Origin of the sequence: Chitinophaga cymbidii (genome assembly GCF_007992715.1) — a bacterium.
GTDB classification, from domain to species: Bacteria; Bacteroidota; Bacteroidia; order Chitinophagales; family Chitinophagaceae; genus Chitinophaga; species Chitinophaga cymbidii.
In genome coordinates this window covers 82,962-102,019 of the sequence record NZ_BKAU01000003.1, presented here as the reverse complement: position 1 = coordinate 102,019, position 19,058 = coordinate 82,962, and the positions used below count along the sequence as shown (strand labels likewise).

The window sequence follows — 19,058 nt, the reverse complement described above, 5'->3', positions numbered from 1 at the left end:
TGAATTTTATAACGTGGTGGCGGGTTGTAACGAGTACAGCACTTCGCCCATGACCATGACGGCCTTTACGGAAAAGTTCGCATCGCATATCGTGATGTCCGCGTCCATCCCCGGCGCGATCGTTCCTTTGCGGTTCTCCACGCCCAATATACGTGCAGGCGTAGCCGTTATCATGCGGATGGCTTCCGGCACGGGCACTTCCGCCATTTGCACCATGTTGCGCACCAGCTGATCGGCTGTTGCCACGCTTCCGGCGAACGCCGTTCTGTCCGGCAACTTCGCCACGCCGCCTTCGATGATCACTTTCATGCCTGTACGAATATTGCCGAGGATGCTTTCTCCCGGCGGCATGCCCGCGCCGCGCATGGCGTCTGTGATCAGCGCAATGCGGTCCGCCCCTTTTATCTTGTAGATCAGCTTCAGCAGCGGCGCGGGCAGATGTCGGCCGTCCGCGATGATCTCCACGTCCATATCATCCAGCAAAAACGCTGTTTCAATCACACCGGCGTAGCGGTAGGCGTTCCTGCGGGTGACGCCGGACATAGCGGAATACAGGTGCGTGGCGAGCGTGTAACCGTTCTCGAAACCTTCGAGCGCTTCCTCGTAGATGGCATCGGTATGCGCCAGCGAGGGCAGGATGCCGTTTGCTTTCAGGAAGCGGGCGAAAGGCAGGGCGCCGGGCAGCTCGGGGGCTGCGCTCCATCTTTTGACCGACTGGCCGGCCGCCCGCACAATGGCTTCATATTCCGCCGGATCGGGATCACGGATGTACGCCGGGTCCTGCGCGCCGCGCTGGTTCATGGAAAGGTACGGCCCTTCCAGGTGAAGCCCCAGGAACTGCGCCCCGCCTGTGTTTCCGGCGGCCACCCGCTGATAGCATTCCACCGTGCGGAGAATGCCTTCCCGGTCGCTGGTGAGGGTGGTGGGCAGCATGGCGGTGGTGCCGTACCGGAGGTGCGTGGCCGCGATCTTCCGGAATCCCTCTTCCTTTCCATCCATAAAATCATGCCCGCCACCGCCGTGCACATGAATGTCAATAAACCCGGGCGTCACGTAATACCCCTGCGCATCAAAGACCGTGGCGGCCTCCGCCTCAATGTCCCCTTCCTCTACCGCCAGTATCCGCGTACCTTTTACCAGCACTGTTCCTCCGGAAATGATCCGGAAGGGTGTAACAATATTCGCGTTAATTATTTTTATCATTGTACAGCCACTTTCCCTTCTGATGATTTTACCGACCAGTGACGCACACGATGGCCGTACACTGCATAATAAACAAGATACAGATAACAGGGCACGAGCACCCAGTAAGCCTCCCGCAGCCCGTGAAGGTCCGCGAAATGGCCGTAGATCACAGGAAGGATAGCGTTGCCGCTAAGGCCCATGATCAGCACGGATGCGCCCAGCTTTGTGAATTTTCCCAGTCCTTCCAGCGCCAGCGGCCAGATGCCTGCCCATATCAGGGAATTGGCAAGCCCCAGCAGCACCACGAACCAGATAGATATGTCCGCCTGATGCCCTAACAAGCTGATCTGCCCTTTTGCAAAAATGATCAGCAGGGAAAACAGGGTGCCGAGCATGGTGCATATCTGCAATGCCTTCACCTGGCTGATGAATTTTGGAATGAGCAGGATGCCGGTCACATACCCGCAAATGGTGCAGAACAGCGTGTATGAAGGAAACACTTTTGCTTCCAGCAGCGGGATGTTCATGGAACCGGCATAACCGATGATCGTATCGATGGCGATCACCTGCGTGCCTACATGCAGGAATATGGCCACGGCGCCCAGCACGAGATGCGGAAATTGCAGGATGCCCGATTTGCCTTCGTTGGCCTGCCTGATCTCCGGCGATTCCTGCTCCGTATCAATATCCGGCAACGGGGAAAAGCGGATCATCAGGCCGAGCAAAAAGAGGAACACGCCCACGCAGATGTACGGCACGATCACGCGGCTTATCAGCTCGTCCAGCGCCGCATCCTTCTGTGCTTCACTCATCAATGGCAGCTGCCTGAACAGGTCGCTGTCCGTTGCACGCAACACCACCGCCGCAAAGATCAGCGGCGCCAGTATCCCCGCTGCCTTGTTGCAGATGCCCATGATGCTGATCCGCTGCGCGGCCCGTTCCTTCGGACCTAAAATGGTGATGTAGGGATTGGCGGCGGTTTGCAGGATGGCAAGACCGGTCCCCAGTATGAATAACGCTACCAGGAAAATACCGTAAGTGCGTGTAGCCGCCGCCGGTACGAACAGAAAAGCGCCCGCCGCCATGATCCAGAAGCCGGTCATCATCCCTCTTTTGAAACCGGTCGATTTTAAAAGATAGGATGCGGGAACGGACATGATGAAATAGGAAATGTAAAAGGCAAAGGTCACCAGGTAAGCCTGGAAATTGTTCAGCTCGCAGGCTATCTTGAAATACGGGATCAGTATGGCGTTCACCCATGATACAAACCCGAACATGAAGAACATCACACCGATGATGGCAATGGAAATCGTCACCTGCCGCCGGTTAAGCGAGCCTACCTGGATCGTTGCGTTTTTTGTCATTCGTTGCAGTTTAAATTAAGGGGTGATGGTCAGGTCGAGCTGGCGCACGACTGTTTCCACCCCATCGATATTATGATTATAAGCGATGAAATAAACTTTATAAGTACCCGGCCTTTTGTAGGTGTACGTGTACCCGTCCGCCACGTCCGTGTTAATCCCCTTCACGGAAATAGCCTTGTCTGGCCCGAGGTTCACCACGCCTTCAACGATCGGTTTGGAGATCACCCAGGTTTCCGTCGGCGGATCGTTATACGGGCTGTTGGGATCATACGGCACGAATACCGGCAGCTGCGCGGTTGGCTGGTATAATGGGCTGGTGGGATCATAGATCGGGTTGTTCGGATCATAGATGGAATATTCCGGGTTGTAAATGGAATCGGCGGGGTCTTTGTATTTGTTCCCCAGCAGCGTGATCCGCGTGGCGTTGATCGTGGTGAGGGAAGGCGCGTCTTCGGGAAACTGGTCGATGGTCCTGAAGCCGGCGTTTTCCTGGTCGGTCAGCAGAAGTTCTTTGCCGCCCAGACTGTCCGCCTTGCTTCTTACCGCGAAGCTCTGTATCCACCACACACGCGCCAGCCCGTTCGTTGCCTGCGGCTGGGTGATGTATTTGAAGCCGATGTAAAGCGGCTGGTCATGCGAGAGCCAGCTGCTGACATCTACCTTGCCGGAAGCGACGTTCGTAGTGGACGAAGCCAGTGTGAGGTCCGCCGTTATGTCCGTCCACGTAGCGGCTTTCACGCTGGCGTGATCGCCGTTGCCGTTGTAGTTGGTGGACAACCATACGCTCAGCTGACCGGTCTGTGTGCCGGTGCCTGCAAGCTGGCTGAAAAAATCCAGCGTGGCGCCCTTACCGGAAAGGTCTACTTCCCGCCCTTCGCGGAATGCATATTCGTTGTACACCTCCCCGGAATAGAATGAGATATTGTCCTGTTCACCGCTGAAGCTGAACACGACCGGCTCATCCACCTTAAATGTTGTTTTCTCCACCGTTACCTCAAAAGTGGGCGGGTCCACATCATCCAGCTTTGAGCAGGCGGCGGCCGCCAGGCAGATATATATCAGACACAAGAATTTGTATTGCATAACATTGCTTTTTAAATGTTTTACCAACCCGGGTTTTGCACCATTTTATTATTGGTGAGCATTTCCGCGTTCGGGATCGGCAACAACAGGTGTTTGGGAACTTCGATGTTTGAATAATAGGAAATGAAAACGTGGCCGGGGATGTCGGTTGACATGGTGGCAGCCATGTCCCGGTTCACGGTTTCGTAAATTTCCCAGCGGATAAGGTCGGCCCTTCTCATGTTCTCGAAGTTCAGCTCGCGCATGCGCTCATCCTGCAAAAATTTCCGGAATGCTTCTTTTGACGCGGTGAACGGCGCTTTCACATCCGCATCCTGCGGCGTGTAGATCTCCGCGGTCACCTGTGCGCCGGAGCCTCCGCCGCCGGAGAGCGTAACCGTGGGAGCCGACGTATAGGCACCCGCGAGCGAGAATGCTTCGCCGGTGGGATCGCGGTCCAGCGTAATGGCCGTTACCACGCCGCCGGTCACAACGGCTTTCGCGGATGCGCCGCTGCCGCCGCCGCCGCTGATCGTAACGGTGGGCGCGGACGTGTAACCGCTGCCGCCATTCGAGATCGTAAAGCTTTTGATGCCTTTGCTCCATCCCCTGCGGCGGATCTCATTCACCATGTTCACCGCGGTAGCAACGGGACCGCTCTTCTCATTCAGCGCTTCCGCATACATCAGCAATACGTCCGTATAACGCAGCAGCGGAACATTGATCGGCGAGCGGGTGGCGCTCTTCGGGATCAGCGTTTCGTACTCCCGGCGGAATTTACCGGGATAACGCAGGTACTTCGTGGCTTCAGACGTGATCTCCCCGATCAGGTTTTTGGTGCCGGAAACAGCCGGCAGGTTCGCGTAGTCAAAAAGCGGAATGCACCAGTATTTGCGCAGGTCGCCGGGCTCGTAGCAATTGTACAGCTTGGCGGTATAGCTCATGTAGCCGTCTGACCGGCCGGTATTGGTATTGGTGGTCCGGATGCCGTTGATCCATCCGTTGCGGCCTGTTTCTACATAGATATCCGATCCGTTGCCGGAAAATTCCGCTTCCCAGATGCTTTCCTTGATATCGTATTTTTCCTGCGCCATGGTGATGAAGATGTTCGGGAAACTGGGGTTTATGGCATGCGCCGCCAGTCCGTCACCCATCAATTTATCCCCCCACTTGATCACTTCATCATAACGTGCGGTTTCTTTCAGCGGGTAACCGGCCATGTAGAGGTTTACCCGCATCAAAATGCCGCGTACGGCGGACTTCGATACACGGCCGCCAAAGCCCAGCGCCGTAATATCCTGCACGAGTCCTTCCGCTTCCGTCATATCATTTACGATCTGGTCATATACCTGCTTGACGGTGGCTTTCTCCTGGTGTACGTCCACAGCGGATTTGCTGGATGCCAGCTTCAGCGGCACGCCGCCGAAGTTCTGCACCGCCAGAAAATAAAAGTAGGCGCGGAGGAAAAGCGCTTCCCCTTTTACGGTATTCCTTTTTTCCTGGGGAATGGCCGTGTTGTTATCTACATTTTCCAGCAGGATGTTCGCCCTGTTGATGCCATTGAACAGCTCCCGCCAGAATGCGGTCACGTAGCTGTCGCCCAGCGCGTGATTCAGCCGGAACGCGCCGGTGGCAATGCTGCTCCGGTTCATAAAACCTTCGTCCGCCGTCCAGCCGAGGAGGTACAGCGCGTTGTTCCCGTACATCGCATCGGCGCCGAGGCAGTGATAAACTGCGGTGAGGGCAAAATCCAGCTCCTCCGCCGTTTTATAATAATTACCGGGAAAAAGCGCATCCTTCGGTTTTGTGTCCAGGAAGTCCTTACACGAACCGGTTGAGATGCAGAGGAGGCCCAGTATGATGATATGTCTGATTTTCATACCTGAAAATTTTTAAGCGGTTTAAAAGTTTGCTTTCAGACCGAATGTGATGGTTCTTGGCTGCGGATAGGCCGAGTAATCGTAGCCCGGCGTGAGAATATTGTTCCGGGTAGACACTTCGGGATCAAGCCCCGTGTATTTGGTCCAGGTGAAAATATTCTGCATTGCCACGCTCAGCGAAAGGTTGGTCATGTATAACTTCTTCAGGAAACCCGCGGGCAGCGCATAATCCAGCGCCACGGTCTTCAGGCGCAGGTAGGAACCGTCTTCCAGGTATTTGGAGGAATGATACCCGATCACACCTTCCCCGCCGGCGCGGAAATGCTCGTTGGTCTGGTTTTCCGGCGTCCAGCGGTTCACATAGCTCGCAAACTGGTTCATGTTGCGCCGTCCGTTCGGATTGCCTTCGAAGGTGATGCGGTTGGCGTTGTAGATATTCGCGCCGTAAGACCACTGGAAAAAGACGTTCAGGCTAAAGCCTTTGTAGCGGAAGTTATTCACAAAGCCGCCGGTATGGATGGGCTGGCCGCGGCCGATGATCGTTTTATCGTCGGAATTGACGATGCCGTCGCCATTCAGATCGCGGTACTTGATATCGCCGGGCTGGATCGTGTTGCGGGGCCTGCCGTTGGAAGGCACTTCCGGTTTCAGCACGTATACCCCCGGCGCCGGTTCGTTAAAATCCGCATACTGATAATTCCCTTCCCAGATATATCCTACCATCATCCCCGAAGGTTTGCCGATCTCGGACGTGTAAAGGTTATCGCTGTAGTTCACGTCCGTTTGCACCGCATTGTCCAGCGAACGCTGGCCTTCCGTCAGCGCCAGCACTTTGTTCTTATTGAAGGCAATGTTGAAGCTGCTTTCCCAGCTGAAATCCTTTGATTCCACCACGCTCGCGTTCAGCGTCAGTTCCAGCCCCTTGTTCTCGATCTTGCCGATATTCTTGAACGCCGTGCTGAAGCCGACGGTCGGCGGCAGCTGTGCGTTCAGCAGCAGGTTGTCCGTCGTTCTTTTATAGAGATCGAGCGTCAGCTCTATCCTGTTACGGAACAGGCCGAGTTCATAGCCCACGTCTGTTGAAGTAGTGCGTTCCCATGTGAGGTCTTCGTTGCCGAGGTTGGACTGGTACACGGCCAGCAGCGGCGTGGCGTTGTTGAAGCCGTAACCGTTCGTGGAGGTGATCAGCATGGAAATGTAGCTGAAATCCCCCACCCGGTCGTTCCCTACCACGCCAAAGCTTCCCCGCAGCTTGGAGTTGCTGATCACGCCGTTCCCTTTCATGAAGCTCTCGTTGTGCATGTTCCAGGCAATGGCCGCGCCGGGGAAATACCCCCACCTGTTGCCGGGCGCGAATTTCGATGATCCGTCCGCGCGGAAGGTGAGCGTGACCATGTAACGCGAATCAAAATTATAATCAAGACGGCCGCCATAGGAGCTGCGCGTGTTGTAGGAATTGGTGTTCACCGGGTTGTAGGGAATGCCTTCGTTCAAACCGGCGAAGCCGAGGCTTTCATTCGGCAGCATGCGCGAAGAATATCCGTCCGACAACAGCTTGTTTTCCTGGAAGCTCAGCAGGCCCAGCGCGGTGATGGTATGTTTCTGGTTAAATGTTTTTGTGTAGGTCAGCGTGTTTTCGTTGGACCAGCTGTTGGTCTTTGTGTGGAGCACGGAACCGTTGATGCCGTCCAGGTTATTCGGGTTGTTCGGGCTGCCTTTGGAGGTTTTGGAGTTGAAGAACTTGTCGTATTTGATGCCGTTCTTCCGCACGCCGCCGGAAACCTTCAGCACCAGGTCGTCGAGAATGTTGATGCTCACATTTCCCAGCCCTTCGAACTGCTCGTTGTAGTTATACTGGTACTGGTTCTGCAGGTCCAGCACGGGGTTGATCCTGAAATCGCTTGGCGTGATGGACGATTCGTCTGCCGGTTCCTCCACCAGGCTTCCTTCGGAATCGGGGAAACCGATGGGGCGGTAGGCCCAGGTGCGGAACATCACGTAGCTGGAAGTGCTGCTGGTGGGCGTGCTGCTGATCACCTGCCCCCATGAGGTCACGTCGGAATAGCCCGCGGTAAAGCCTACTTTGATGCGTTTACTGACGGTATGATCGAGGGATATTCTGCCGGTGTATCTTTTCAGGCCGGTGTTGATGATGATGCCTTCCTGGTCGAAGAGGGAGCCTGAAACGGAATATTTTGTCTGTTCGTTGCCGCCTCTCAGCGCGAGGTTGTAGATGTTCACCTTGCCTTTGGTGAACACATAATCCTGGAAGTCCTCTCCTTTTACATCCTTATAATCCTCCAGTGTTTTTCCGCCGGCGAGGTAACGCCATCCTTCGGCGGTGGAGGGAAATCTTTCCAGTTGGTACCGGATGTACTCATAGGGGCTCATCAGCTCCATCTTTTTCCGTTCCAGCTGGAAGCCGGTGGATGCGCCGAAGGTGATGGACGCTTTGCCGGCCTTGCCTCTTTTCGTCTGGATGAGCACCACGCCGTTGGCGGCGCGGGAGCCGTAGATGGCGGTGGAAGAGGCATCTTTCAGGATGGAGAGGGATTCAATGTCTTCGGGGTTGAGCGTTGCGGGATCGAAGTCTTCCACGGGGAAACCGTCGATCACGTAGAGCGGCGACACGTCCTGCGTCAGCGATCCGGGGCCGCGCACCATGATGTTCACGCCTGCGCCGGGCTGTCCGTCTACGCTGGACACCTGCACGCCGGCCACGCGGCCCGCGAGCGCTTCCGCAAAGGAGCTGACGGGAGCTTTGGCCATGTCTTCCACATTGGCCTTGCCTACCGCGCCGGTGAGGTCTCCGCGGCGAACGGTGTTATAGCCGATCACGACTACCTCTCCGAGGGCTTCCTCTTTGGATTCCATGGTGATGTTAACGGTGGTTCTTCCCGCCACCCTTTCCTCCACCGGCTTCATGCTGATGAAGGTAAAAACCAGTATGTCATCGGGACCGGCATTGATGGAATAGGTTCCATCTTCCCCTGTATAGGTTTTGCTGGTGCCGTTTTTGACAGTGACCGTCACTCCTTTCATGATGCTGTTCGTGCCGGCTTCCACTACCCGGCCTTTGACCACAGGCTGTCCCTGGGCGCTTGACCGAAAAGGTAAAAGAATGGCAAAGGACAATGCGATGAGAAGTGCGGCAAATGAATAGTTACACTTTCGTTCCATAGCAGAATAGTTATGATAGATTAAATTTTGGCCTACTACGGGTACGTACACGACAATGAATGCAAGTTGATAACGAATAAACTTCCCCTCTTCGGGCCTACAATGACCGACGCTTATTTAAAGCCTTCCTTGATGATATTATATTTCGCAGAGAATTTTTGCGGGTCCTGGTGGCAATAGATCAGCACGCCGTCCGCATACTGCTTGCTCAGGTCCAGCACCTGTTTCACGTACTCCGGTGTGGATGCGCCCAGTCTTGAGTGGGCGGTGGCATAGATATCCACGAACACCGGCATGTCTTTTCTGAAGAGCTTCCGGATGGAAGCGATCTCCGGCCCTACTTTCGAGGGGTCCGTGAGGTTGGCGCCGGCGGATTCGGCCCTGTAGGGGAACAGTATCCCGTCCAGCAGCTCCCCATATGTTGCGGCGAACTGCGGCGTGATCTGTTTGTAATACACACAGGGCACAAAAGCGAGGCGTGGGTTAATGTTTTCCGCGGCCTGGAGGCAGGAGTCCGTATAAGCCTTTGTGAAGGTCTTCAGGTTGTGCGCAAAGTCATCGATGCTCCAGGCTACGAGGTTGGGTGCTTTCAGGCTGAGGCGCGCGAACTCGGCGGCCCAGCGTTTGTAATCCATGCCGAAGGGTTCGGATGAAAACCGGGCGATCGGTTTTGATTCTGATGGCGGCACTACGGTCACCCATACCTTGATCCCTTCTTTTGCCGCCAGCGGAAGGAACAGCTGCAGGTCTTCCCAGTCGTTTTCATTCTGCCAGATCAGCCAGTGATAGGTGGTGGCATGCAGGTCTTTCAGTTCGGCCAGGAGCTTCGCCTGATCTACACGGCCATCCGCCTGCCGCGGCGGGGCGCCGTAGGTGCCGAAGGTGTTCTTCAGCGGCGGGGCATGGCTGGCCTGGTGCATCTTCCTGTCAGCGCAGGCTGTCAGCCAAAGCAGGCATGTGAGAAAAATCAATCGTTGCATGTTGTTATTTTTTACTGACACCGATTTTTTGCATGACGGCCCTGATGGCCGCATTCACCTTTTCTTCCACGCTTTTATCAAAAGGCCCGGGCATGCCGTAATAGATCATGCTGGACACGGGCTCGTAGCCTCCTTCTTCCAGTATCCGTTCCGTGGGGATGTAGCAGACCACCTGGTTGCAATATCCTGCCACGAAGAGCTGTTCGCCGGGGTATTGTTTTTTTGCGTTGAGGGCGTAGTCTACCACCGTTTCGCCGCTGAGGGAAAGGATGGTGAGCTTGTTGCCGATGCGCATGGCCTGCACGGGGTAGCTGTGTGCGGAGAGGTCCCATCCCTTGTTCATGGCTTCGGTGATGAGCTTTGCCCTTCGCTGTTCGTACTTGTTGCCGTGCAGCAGGTCGTGCTGCATGGTTTGGGTGGTGACGGGCTGGAACGTGAGGTCTGTTTTTACGAAGGCACTGCGAAGCGGAGTGCCGACCGGTTTCGTTTTGCCGGATACCACTTTTTCCACGGCTTCCGCCAGTTCGTGACCGTGTTGCGCGGCCAGTTCAAGGGTGCCGCGGGGCGAGGGGTTCTGATCTCCCGCGCATCCGATGAAAAAGAGCGCCGTTGCTTCCGGATATTTCTCTTCCAGCTCAATCTGTGCAAAGCCGGCATAATCCCCATTGATAACATTATGCGTTCCTGTTACGGTCGTATTGTGGCAGGCGTAACCGAAGAGGATCGCCTTCACCGTGCCCTGCGCGTCTTTTGCCATCAGCACGGGCACATCATGATCTACATGCCCGCTCCTGCCCGGAATAATGCTGCCGTTGGCCATCTTTTGCCGGCGGTTGATCGCAAATTCCGCGGAACCGGAGCCATAGCTCAGCTCCATGGGCGTGAGGTGCTGCATCGCCATATCCACTACTTCCACCAGCTTGTCGGTAAGACTGACCGCGTATCTCGTAAAGCCCTTGATCGTAGCGGTATCATAGTCCCCGATCACGCTCAGCGCAGGCCAGATCATGGGACCGGAATGCGTGTGGGAGGAATTGAACATGATCTGTGAACGTTTGATGCCGTACTTCTTTTCCAGGCGTTCCGCTGCCGCATCAGAGATCGCGGGCGTCAAGCCGAGCAGGTCGGTGGTGACGATGATGATCCTGCTGTCAGCACTTTCTTCTATCACCAGCGCTTTCGCCCAGAGGTCATGCACCTTTTCCGCGGTCGGGTTATCCCGGCCGGCATACCCCGTGAGATGGAAAGGCAGCTGCGGTGTGATAACAACGCTGCCGGTACCCACTTTCACGAAAGCGGCAAACGATACTTGCTGTAATATCAGCAGCAACAATAACAACGCATATTTCAGTCTAATGGCCATGCTGTATAAATGGATTTTTGATGCTGATCAGATCGGTCACCGTTTTTCCGTTCCTGTCAATGCGCGCAAGCGTATAGATCGTACCATCCGCGGCCACCGCGATCGAGTTCACGTACAGCGGCCGGTCGCCGTTCTCATAAAAGATCGGGCCGTGATCGTTGTAAGTGCCGGACGGAATATGATAGGTGACGAGGTGCAGGTTCTCCAATCCTTTCGCTGCTCCTTTCCCTATCTGATCCAGCCCACCGAGGCGTTTGCCGTTGATGTAGATCGGGCCGCCGGTCAGGTAGTATATCGTTTCCTTATCAGGCCCCACCTGGAAACCGAGGTAGCCGTAACTGAACTGGTCGAACATCCCGCTTTTCCGGGAAAGGCCGGACGTGATCCGTTCTATCAATTCAATTTTTTCCGATACCGGATCGAATCTGAACAGGTACCCGGAATTGCCGTGCACGCCGTACGCCACTTCATCTTCTTCGTGCCAGCAGATCTTCCGCCAGTTATATCCCATGCTGCCGGGCTGTTCCGGCAGGTATTTTCCGAAGTAATCGATGCGGAGGTTGGCTTCTTCCAGCTTCCGGAGGAAGCCGTCTTCCGGCGCATAGGCGTAGATCTCGCCGTTGGCGGTGGAAAAGTACACCGTTCCGTTCCGCTGGTCTACAAAAAGCGAGCGGCAGAGCGACCGGAAATCCTTCCCCGGCGTGCCGCCTTCTCCCCTGCCTGCCACCTGCCCCAATTGCCGCATCTCTCCCGAATCAACATGATAATGTATGAAGTTCCCCAGCGGCCATGAAATACAAAAGATATTCCCCCGCTGCACGTCCATCGTCATGGAAACCGCGCCTTCACCGCCGGGAATCACCGCCAGGTCTTCAAAAGCGCCTGTTTTCATATCATAGGCCAGGATGTGACCGCCATTGTACAGGCGGTATCCTTCCGGTGCGTTCACCGGCAGCCTGTCCATCCCGTCGATCAGCTCGTAAAAGCCGACATGCGTGGAAAAATAAAGCTTGCCGTTCCGCTCAAAGAACTCCACATGACTTTTTCCCTGCGATATAAAATGTTTCCCTTTCTCACCGCATATTTCGGTGAGATCGCCCAACATGCGGATGCTGTTGTTCTGTGGATCATATGTATACATCCTGCCTGCCACGTCGTGTTTGTCCGAAGACAGTACATAATAGATCCGGCCGTCGCTCGCCACCGTGATGGCGTTATAGGAATCATGCGCCAGCTCGAATCCCGAATCAAATGTTTTGGCGATGAGTTTTTCTCCGTGTGAATTTAAGGGCGTTAAAATGCTCTGCTCACCTTGCTTTTCTACTTGCATGAACTTGATATTCGAATTGATTTTTTTTAGATCTTGTCAGCGTTACGGCTGATGTTGCGGACCGCATCGGCGATGCCTTCCATGTCTTTCCGGGAGCCGAGCAGTACGTTCTGCGTCAGCCATACGGCGTCTTTGCAGAGCGCTTCGTTCTCGGGACAACTGTTCCTTTGTTTGTAATCTTCGAAGTCCAGCATCTTCTTCGAATAAAAGCTCTTGTATACCCTTGATGCGAAGGTGTTGCGCATGAACTCCTGTGTATGCATCACTTTATAGCCGCCGGAGCAGGGCAGTCCTTCCTTTCGCAGGGCTTCCAGGAATTTCTGCCTGCTGAGGCCCTTGAAACTTTCGGGATGATAGCGGAAGGAGTACAGGTGATAGGCGCCGCGGGTCACCTTGTCGTATAGTTTGATGGGCCTAACGCCGTCGATATCTTTCAGCATGGACGACAGGTAGGCGGCGTTCTCATGCCGGGTATTCGTCTGTTCTTCCACGCGCTTCAGCTGCGCCAGCCCGATGGCGGCCTGGTATTCGGTGAGCCTTATCTTGGATGCTCTCATGAAGCTGTCTCCCGCCACCGCGCCGGTAGAGGTGCCGTAGGCATACCCGAGGTTATGTGCGGCAAAGCAATTGTCGATGAACCGTTCATCGTTGGAAACGATGGCGCCGCCTTCACCGATGGGCAGGTTCTTTGAGTTCTGGAAGCTGAAGCAGCCGGCCTTGCCGATGGAGCCGACCTTCTTACCGTCGTACTCCGCAAGGTGCGCCTGACAGGCGTCTTCGATCACCGCCAGGTTATGTTTCTGCGCAATGCTCATGATCCTGTCCATATCCGCGGGAAGGCCGAGGATATGCACCACGAGGATGGCTTTCGTACGTTTGGTGATCTTGCTTTCCAGTTTGGCCGGATCGATCTGGTAAGTAGCCGGATCGATGTCCGCAAACACGGGCATGGCATTATTGGCGAGGATGGCCTGTACGGAAGCGATGAATGTATAAGGTGTGGTGATCACTTCGTCACCCGCGCCGATGTCCAGCTGATTGATGGCGGTAATGAGGGCGTTGGTGCCGTTCACTACGGTCAGGCACCGTTTGGTGCCGATGGCTTCCGCCCATTTGCTTTCAAACTCGTCTACCAGTTTGGCTCTTGACCACACGCCGCTCCGCACGCTGTCCATCAGCACCTTTTCATCTTCGGCCTGTACCCACATCGGCCATTTTATCCAGTGGGAATCCGCCCAGAGCGGGCTGCCGCCGAGGGCGGCCGGTACACGGGGAGATAATGTGCCGGCAAAGGAACTGTTGAGCAGGCCTGATGCAAACAGGAATCCTGCCGTTCCTAATGAACCCTGCCGTAAAAACTCCCTTCTTGAAGTGTGACCCATTTGAATATGTTTATAACTGTTGATAATAATTGAGCAGACTGAAAAACGATCTTTTGGCTGATTTCCGTTAACGTACCCGAAAATAACTAAAAAATTTATATGCTGTCTATTTTTTGCTGATTTTTTTTCCGGGATGATTGTTATTGCGCAACGGCATAGATTTTCATGTTTTCAAGGTTGAGTTGCAGCACCGCCATGCCGTTATTTTTCCGCCGTATTTCCACAGGCGTCTGACGGCCGCCGGTTTCCGGGCTGAGCAGATGCAGGGATGAAAGCGGTATTTTTGCCGTGTCGATCTCTATCTGCAACCGGTTATCCTGGATGGCCGATGTGATCTGTTTCAGAATGGGAACGTTACCCATATCCCTGATATCCGGATGCGGCACGGGCTTCATGGCGGTATTCATGAAGTGAAGGACCGTTTTCCCTTTGTGGTCCCTGGCCCGGATGGCCCATCCCCTGTCCCCTGCCGTTTGCCGGATGGCGGGACTGAACTTTCCTTCGGAAATGAGCTGTTCCAGTGCGGCTGTTTTTACTATATGCAGGCCGCGGTATTTTTTCTTCAGCAATGTTTCGGACAAAGGGGATTTCCGACGGAAACCCTTCTCATCATGTGTACCGAAAGGCAATACCAGCCAGGCCGTTCCGTTTTTCGACAGATAGGTGCTGATCGCATGAAATTGCGGGTCGGAGACGCAGCCCATACTGTCCAGCACCAGCGGCGTTTCCTCCGCGCAGAGCGCATCCGCATCCGCCAGCTCTTCGTAACGCACAAAGCGGTAACCGGTATTATGTTCAATGAACTGCTCCGACCATTCCCGAACTTTTGTCCAGTGTTCTTTGCCGTCGGGGCCTTTCCAGCCGTTCGCCTTGCAGAAATTGTTATATGCCAGCCGCACTTCAGCGATATCTTTTCCTTCCATATAATCCAGGTCACTGTATTGCTTCTCCCAGTTGTTGGACGGCCGTGCTACATCCTCATTGCTGGCGGCATCCACCGGATCTTCTTCCAGCCGCATTTCCAGTGTGCTGATCCAGTTGGCTACGCCCCAGAAGCGTGCAAGGCTCCAGCCCAGGTAACCGCCTTCCTCATAAATGGTGTAGCTCAATGCGATCGCGGGGGAATGGCCTCTTTTCTCCGCGATGTCTTTCTGCTGCAAGGCTTCCGCATCTTTTTCCATCCAGTCCACACACCTGATATTGGTGCCCACGTTCTCCAGCATGAAGAAATCCACGTGCTTCGCAATCCTTTCGAGGTTGAGGGAAATGGCATTCAAAACAATGGGCCCTGTGCTGGAACAGCAGGTCATCAATGGTTTCCGGCCAATCACCGACTTGACCATCTGCACATGGTCCGCAATGCTGTCGTCTTTCATTTTGAGCCAGTCGCGGAATGCCGGGTTTTCATAGTTGCCCCATTGCAGCATCGGCTTGCTGGTATCACCGAAAAAGCTTTTGTCTTCAAATGGCGGTATTTCATGCCCGTAATCTCTCCGGAACCGCTCCCGGCAATACTTACAGCCGCAGGTGGTGAGTCCGGCGTAGTTACACATATCGTCTACCTGGTAACCGTCATGCCCTACTTCCTTTTCCAACCGTTCCAGGTATTTGCGATGCATGTCCAGGAAGCCGGGATTATTGTGGCAGAAAGTTTCCATCTGGTATTGCAGCGCATAACCACGGCTGCCGTCGCGGATATCTGTTTCGCAGAGATCATGAAAAAGATGGCCCTCATATTGCGCGTGCTTTGCCGCGACGGGATCGTGGAAAAGCAAGGTATGATGCCGCTGCCGCTTGTGCAGCTTTCTGAATTCCGCTTCTCCCCGCGGGCGTTCCACATGATTGCAGGAATAATGTTCGATGAATTTGATGTTGTATTGGTGCAGCTCTTCGCGCACATCCGCGAGGTATCCGTGCAGTTGCCCGAAGTAATTGGCAAAATCAAAACGGATATGAAACCCGAAGCTGACGGCGGTATCAATGTCCGCTTCCGCGAAGCCCGCGGCACGGCGCTTTATCTTGTCCGTGATCTTCTTCTGTGACCAGAGCAGGTCTTCCAGCGTACACCACCAGCTGGCTACCCGGCGTGGCACAAATGGCACGTCCGGCCCCGGCGGTATGTTTTGCGGTGCGATGATCCTGTTCGGCACTACCGGCTGTGCCGCCGCGCCCGGGGGAAGCGTACCCGCAAAGCTGCCGGCAACACCTATTCCCAAGCCTGATAAAGACAGCATGCGGATGAATTCCCGCCGGCTGTTCGATTTATTTGTCGCCATAAAATTTTTGTATTTGGTAAATGACCGGCGGAATTACAATGCCGGAATTGAACATTATTGTAGAAGTGTTGCAAGGGCATCTGCCATAAACCTGATCGCGCTGATGTTACCATCGCCGGCCCGGTCACAATACCTGCCATCAACCTTGCTGCGCCGTCGCCATAACATCACCCGACAACAGCCATCAACTTCGCTGCACCAGCACTTGCAATACCTCTGAATTATCAATGTTTTAGAAAATGTCCCCTGCCTGCGCTGCACAGGCTTTCCCACTAAGACCAGAACGATCCGCCGAAAAAAATTTTGGTTTTTATAGCCCTGCCATTATAGAATGTCAGAAATTTAACGCTATATTCGTGTACGTTAACGGAAACTGAACAAATCTAGTTTTTAAAAGCATAAAAAGCAAGTCATTTTACTTGCATCATCAAAAATTTATACCGTTTTATCAATCAGGATTAAAATTCGACTAACAATGCGGAATACTCTCAAACTGTGCGCTGGACTGCTTTTGCCAGCAGCCCTGTTAATATTCGGAAGTTGTGGGAATAAAGAAAAATACCCGGGCCCGCTATCGCCGGAGGAAGCATTAAAAAGCCTCCAGGTGATCGACGGACTGAAAGCAGAACTGTTTGCCGCGGAGCCGCTGGTAACTGACCCTGTATCCATGGAATTTGATGAAGACGGTAACTGTTATGTGGTGGTTATGTCCGACTACCCGGACAAACCCGCGCCGGGCACAGAAAAGGGGCATATCCTTGTGCTGCGTGATCTGGACGGGGACGGCAGGGCGGATACATCTATTGTATTTGCCGGCAAGCTGTCCGAAGGCACCAGCATCCTTCCCTGGAAAGGCGGCCTGCTCGTGACCGCCGCGCCCGAGATATTATATATGAAAGACACGACCGGCGATTTCGTGGCCGACACGCGCGAAGTGATGTTCAGCGGCTTTTTCAAGGACAATCCTGAAACGCAGATCACCAATCTACGCTTCGGGGTTGATAACTGGATCTATGCGAATAACCGCGGCCAGGACGGTAACGTTACCTTTCGTGACCGGCCGGACGCTCCTCCCCTGTCAGTAAAAGGCGCGGACTTCCGCTTTCGCCTGGACCGCGGGCTTTTTGAACTGGAAACCGGTCCCGGCCAGTTCGGGCAGGTGCTGGACGATTACCGCAACCGCTTTGTTACCGAGAACTCCATACATATCCAGCAGACGCTTATTGCATGGCGGTATACGCACCGGCATCCGCATCTGCCGTCCACCCGCTCCATCAAGAATATTTCCGATCATGATCCCATCATGTTCCAGGAATCCGCAACTCCTTACTGGAGAGCCGAAAGGAGCCGCAGAAGAAATAAGGAGTTCCAGGAAAAGAACCTGAACCGCGTGGAATATGAAAGAGGGCATTTTACCGGCGCTTCCGGCGGCACGTTCTATAACGGCGATGGTCTGCCCGCATCGTTTTACGGGAATATATTTACAGGTGAAGTAGCGGGGAACCTTGTGCACAGGGACGTTCTCAGCATCGGAAAAGACGATGTTCATTTTACCGCAAAACGCGCGGAAGGCGAATTCAACAGGGAGTTCATCTACTCAAAAGATAACTGGTTCCGCCCCGTGAACTTCTCCGTTGGGCCGGATGGTTACCTGTATGTGCTGGACTATTACCGCCAGCATATCGAAACACCGGTATCCATTCCCGACGACCTGAAAGCGGAAATGGACTTCTACGAAGGATCGGACAAAGGACGTATTTACCGCATCATGCCCGCTGGCAGCGCATATAAAAAAGCTACGCCGCAGCTGAGCAAAGCGGGCAGCGACAGCCTCGTACAGCTTTTCGCGCATCCCAACCAATGGTACGCGCAACAGGCGCATCGCCTGCTGGTGGAGCGGCAGGACAAATCGGTGATCCCCGCCCTGCAAACAATGGCGGCACAACACACCGATCCCCGCGCCCGCCTGCATGCACTGTATGTACTGGAAGCATTGAACGCCCTGAACCTTTCCATCGTTAAAAAAGCACTGGCAGACAGCTCCACAGACGTGTGTGAACACGCGGTTATCCTCGCAGAAAGCTACCCGCAGTGCCTCCCGGACCTGCTGGCAATGGTGAAGGACAGTCCCGCCAAATTAACATTGCAGGTGGCGCTCAGCCTCGGCCAGTTCAATCATGCAAGCGTGACAAACGCGCTTGCCGAAGTGCTCGGCCGTTATGGCGACAGCAAAGTAATACAGATGGCCGTGCTCAGCGCTGAAACGGGCTCTGCCCCCCCACTGCTGGAAACCCTGTTCAACAGTCCAACCGGGAAAGACACCGTGAAAATCCCTGCCAGCTTCATTCACGACATCGCATTTGTGACCGGTTCGCGTAACGATAGCAAGCAGGTAACACAATTTTTCCAGCTGCTGAAACACGCGGACATGCAAATCAGCAACCGCCTGGCCTCCGCCGTGAAAGGCTTCGTAAGCGGACTGGAAAGATCGGAAGGCATTGATCCCGCGCTGAAAGCCGGGCTTAAAACATTCAAATCCGGGCTGAAAGATGTATCCGGACAAACCGTCACTGATCTGGAAAAACTGATCGCAACAAAATACTGATCGAATATGAATACGCGCAGAGATTTTATCAGGAACGCCATCGGCATGAGCGGCCTGCTGCTGGGAGGTTCTTTTTTAGTCAGCCGCTGCGGCAATCCGAAGAAGCCGGCCAAAGACGCCGGGGAAAGCAAGAAGCCCGTTTCCTGCAGCGATCTGTCAGGCATCAGCCCGGAAGAAATAGAAAAGCGGAAGCGGTTGGGATATGTGGATGAAACACCGATCGCGGACAGCAATTGCGGCAACTGCAAGCTGTACCTGCCGCCGGGGAAAGGAGAGAGTTGCGGAAGCTGCTCTCTGTTCAAGGGGCCGGTGGAAGTGAATGGCTATTGTACGTACTATGCGCCGCTTTCGTAAACGACAGAAGCGAATTGTCTTTCCAAACTAAACGGTCGTTGGTAAAGGGAAAGCGAAACGTTCTTTCCAAACGCAAAACTGCCGTTGGTAAAAGGGG

At 54.4% G+C, this 19,058-nt stretch carries 12 protein-coding genes; 2 read left to right on the top strand and 10 right to left on the bottom strand.

From position 1 onward, the window contains the following. Positions 1-6 precede the first annotated feature (6 nt). The 10 genes from nagA to CCY01nite_RS15930 all read right to left on the bottom strand — a co-directional run bounded on the left by nagA (position 7) and on the right by CCY01nite_RS15930 (position 16,002). Positions 7-1,203 carry an N-acetylglucosamine-6-phosphate deacetylase gene (nagA, locus tag CCY01nite_RS15975; RefSeq protein WP_146863848.1) on the bottom strand — a complete coding sequence of 399 codons (1,197 nt, stop codon included), beginning with the start codon at positions 1,201-1,203 and terminating at the stop codon, positions 7-9. Then, positions 1,200-2,549: a sugar MFS transporter gene (locus tag CCY01nite_RS15970; protein WP_146863845.1), complete on the bottom strand. Its 1,350-nt coding sequence runs from the start codon at positions 2,547-2,549 to the stop codon at positions 1,200-1,202. The genes nagA and CCY01nite_RS15970 overlap by 4 nt, the downstream gene beginning before the upstream one ends. Positions 2,550-2,564: 15 nt before the next feature. Next, positions 2,565-3,632 (bottom strand): DUF5017 domain-containing protein, encoded by a 1,068-nt coding sequence (locus tag CCY01nite_RS15965; protein ID WP_146863842.1) that lies wholly within the window; start codon positions 3,630-3,632, stop codon positions 2,565-2,567. Between the two features lie 20 nt (positions 3,633-3,652). Further along, positions 3,653-5,491, bottom strand: a complete 1,839-nt coding sequence (locus CCY01nite_RS15960) for a RagB/SusD family nutrient uptake outer membrane protein (protein WP_146863840.1) — start codon at positions 5,489-5,491, stop codon at positions 3,653-3,655. 21 nt (positions 5,492-5,512) lie between these two features. After that, a complete protein-coding gene (locus CCY01nite_RS15955) occupies positions 5,513-8,671 on the bottom strand; it encodes a SusC/RagA family TonB-linked outer membrane protein (protein ID WP_146863837.1) in 3,159 nt (1,052 codons plus the stop codon). Between the two features lie 113 nt (positions 8,672-8,784). Next, positions 8,785-9,651 carry a hypothetical protein gene (locus CCY01nite_RS15950; RefSeq protein WP_146863834.1) on the bottom strand — a complete coding sequence of 289 codons (867 nt, stop codon included), beginning with the start codon at positions 9,649-9,651 and terminating at the stop codon, positions 8,785-8,787. Positions 9,652-9,655: 4 nt separating this feature from the next. Then, entirely contained in the window at positions 9,656-11,014 is a 1,359-nt protein-coding gene (locus CCY01nite_RS15945; RefSeq protein WP_146863832.1) for a neutral/alkaline non-lysosomal ceramidase N-terminal domain-containing protein, read from the bottom strand. Next, positions 11,004-12,344: an NHL repeat-containing protein gene (locus CCY01nite_RS15940; RefSeq protein ID WP_222614412.1), complete on the bottom strand. Its 1,341-nt coding sequence runs from the start codon at positions 12,342-12,344 to the stop codon at positions 11,004-11,006. The genes CCY01nite_RS15945 and CCY01nite_RS15940 overlap by 11 nt, the downstream gene beginning before the upstream one ends. Before the next feature lie 26 nt (positions 12,345-12,370). Continuing rightward, a complete protein-coding gene (locus CCY01nite_RS15935; RefSeq protein WP_146863829.1) occupies positions 12,371-13,726 on the bottom strand; it encodes a DegT/DnrJ/EryC1/StrS family aminotransferase in 1,356 nt (451 codons plus the stop codon). Between the two features lie 140 nt (positions 13,727-13,866). Beyond that, entirely contained in the window at positions 13,867-16,002 is a 2,136-nt protein-coding gene (locus CCY01nite_RS15930) for a hypothetical protein (RefSeq protein ID WP_146863826.1), read from the bottom strand. Positions 16,003-16,477: 475 nt separating this feature from the next. Between CCY01nite_RS15930 and CCY01nite_RS15925 the strand changes: the two genes are divergently transcribed. Beyond that, positions 16,478-18,607, top strand: coding sequence for a PVC-type heme-binding CxxCH protein (locus CCY01nite_RS15925; protein ID WP_146863823.1), 2,130 nt, complete (start codon positions 16,478-16,480; stop codon positions 18,605-18,607). Between the two features lie 6 nt (positions 18,608-18,613). Further along, positions 18,614-18,961, top strand: a complete 348-nt coding sequence (locus CCY01nite_RS15920) for a high-potential iron-sulfur protein (RefSeq protein WP_146863822.1) — start codon at positions 18,614-18,616, stop codon at positions 18,959-18,961. Positions 18,962-19,058: the final 97 nt, after the last annotated feature.

Coding starts and splice junctions, on each gene's coding strand:
- nagA (WP_146863848.1), bottom strand. CDS start 1,203: ATGATAAAAATAATTAACGCGAATATTGTTACACCCTTCCGGATCATT.
- CCY01nite_RS15970 (WP_146863845.1), bottom strand. CDS start 2,549: ATGACAAAAAACGCAACGATCCAGGTAGGCTCGCTTAACCGGCGGCAG.
- CCY01nite_RS15965 (WP_146863842.1), bottom strand. CDS start 3,632: ATGCAATACAAATTCTTGTGTCTGATATATATCTGCCTGGCGGCCGCC.
- CCY01nite_RS15960 (WP_146863840.1), bottom strand. CDS start 5,491: ATGAAAATCAGACATATCATCATACTGGGCCTCCTCTGCATCTCAACC.
- CCY01nite_RS15955 (WP_146863837.1), bottom strand. CDS start 8,671: ATGGAACGAAAGTGTAACTATTCATTTGCCGCACTTCTCATCGCATTG.
- CCY01nite_RS15950 (WP_146863834.1), bottom strand. CDS start 9,651: ATGCAACGATTGATTTTTCTCACATGCCTGCTTTGGCTGACAGCCTGC.
- CCY01nite_RS15945 (WP_146863832.1), bottom strand. CDS start 11,014: ATGGCCATTAGACTGAAATATGCGTTGTTATTGTTGCTGCTGATATTA.
- CCY01nite_RS15940 (WP_222614412.1), bottom strand. CDS start 12,344: ATGCAAGTAGAAAAGCAAGGTGAGCAGAGCATTTTAACGCCCTTAAAT.
- CCY01nite_RS15935 (WP_146863829.1), bottom strand. CDS start 13,726: ATGGGTCACACTTCAAGAAGGGAGTTTTTACGGCAGGGTTCATTAGGA.
- CCY01nite_RS15930 (WP_146863826.1), bottom strand. CDS start 16,002: ATGGCGACAAATAAATCGAACAGCCGGCGGGAATTCATCCGCATGCTG.
- CCY01nite_RS15925 (WP_146863823.1), top strand. CDS start 16,478: ATGCGGAATACTCTCAAACTGTGCGCTGGACTGCTTTTGCCAGCAGCC.
- CCY01nite_RS15920 (WP_146863822.1), top strand. CDS start 18,614: ATGAATACGCGCAGAGATTTTATCAGGAACGCCATCGGCATGAGCGGC.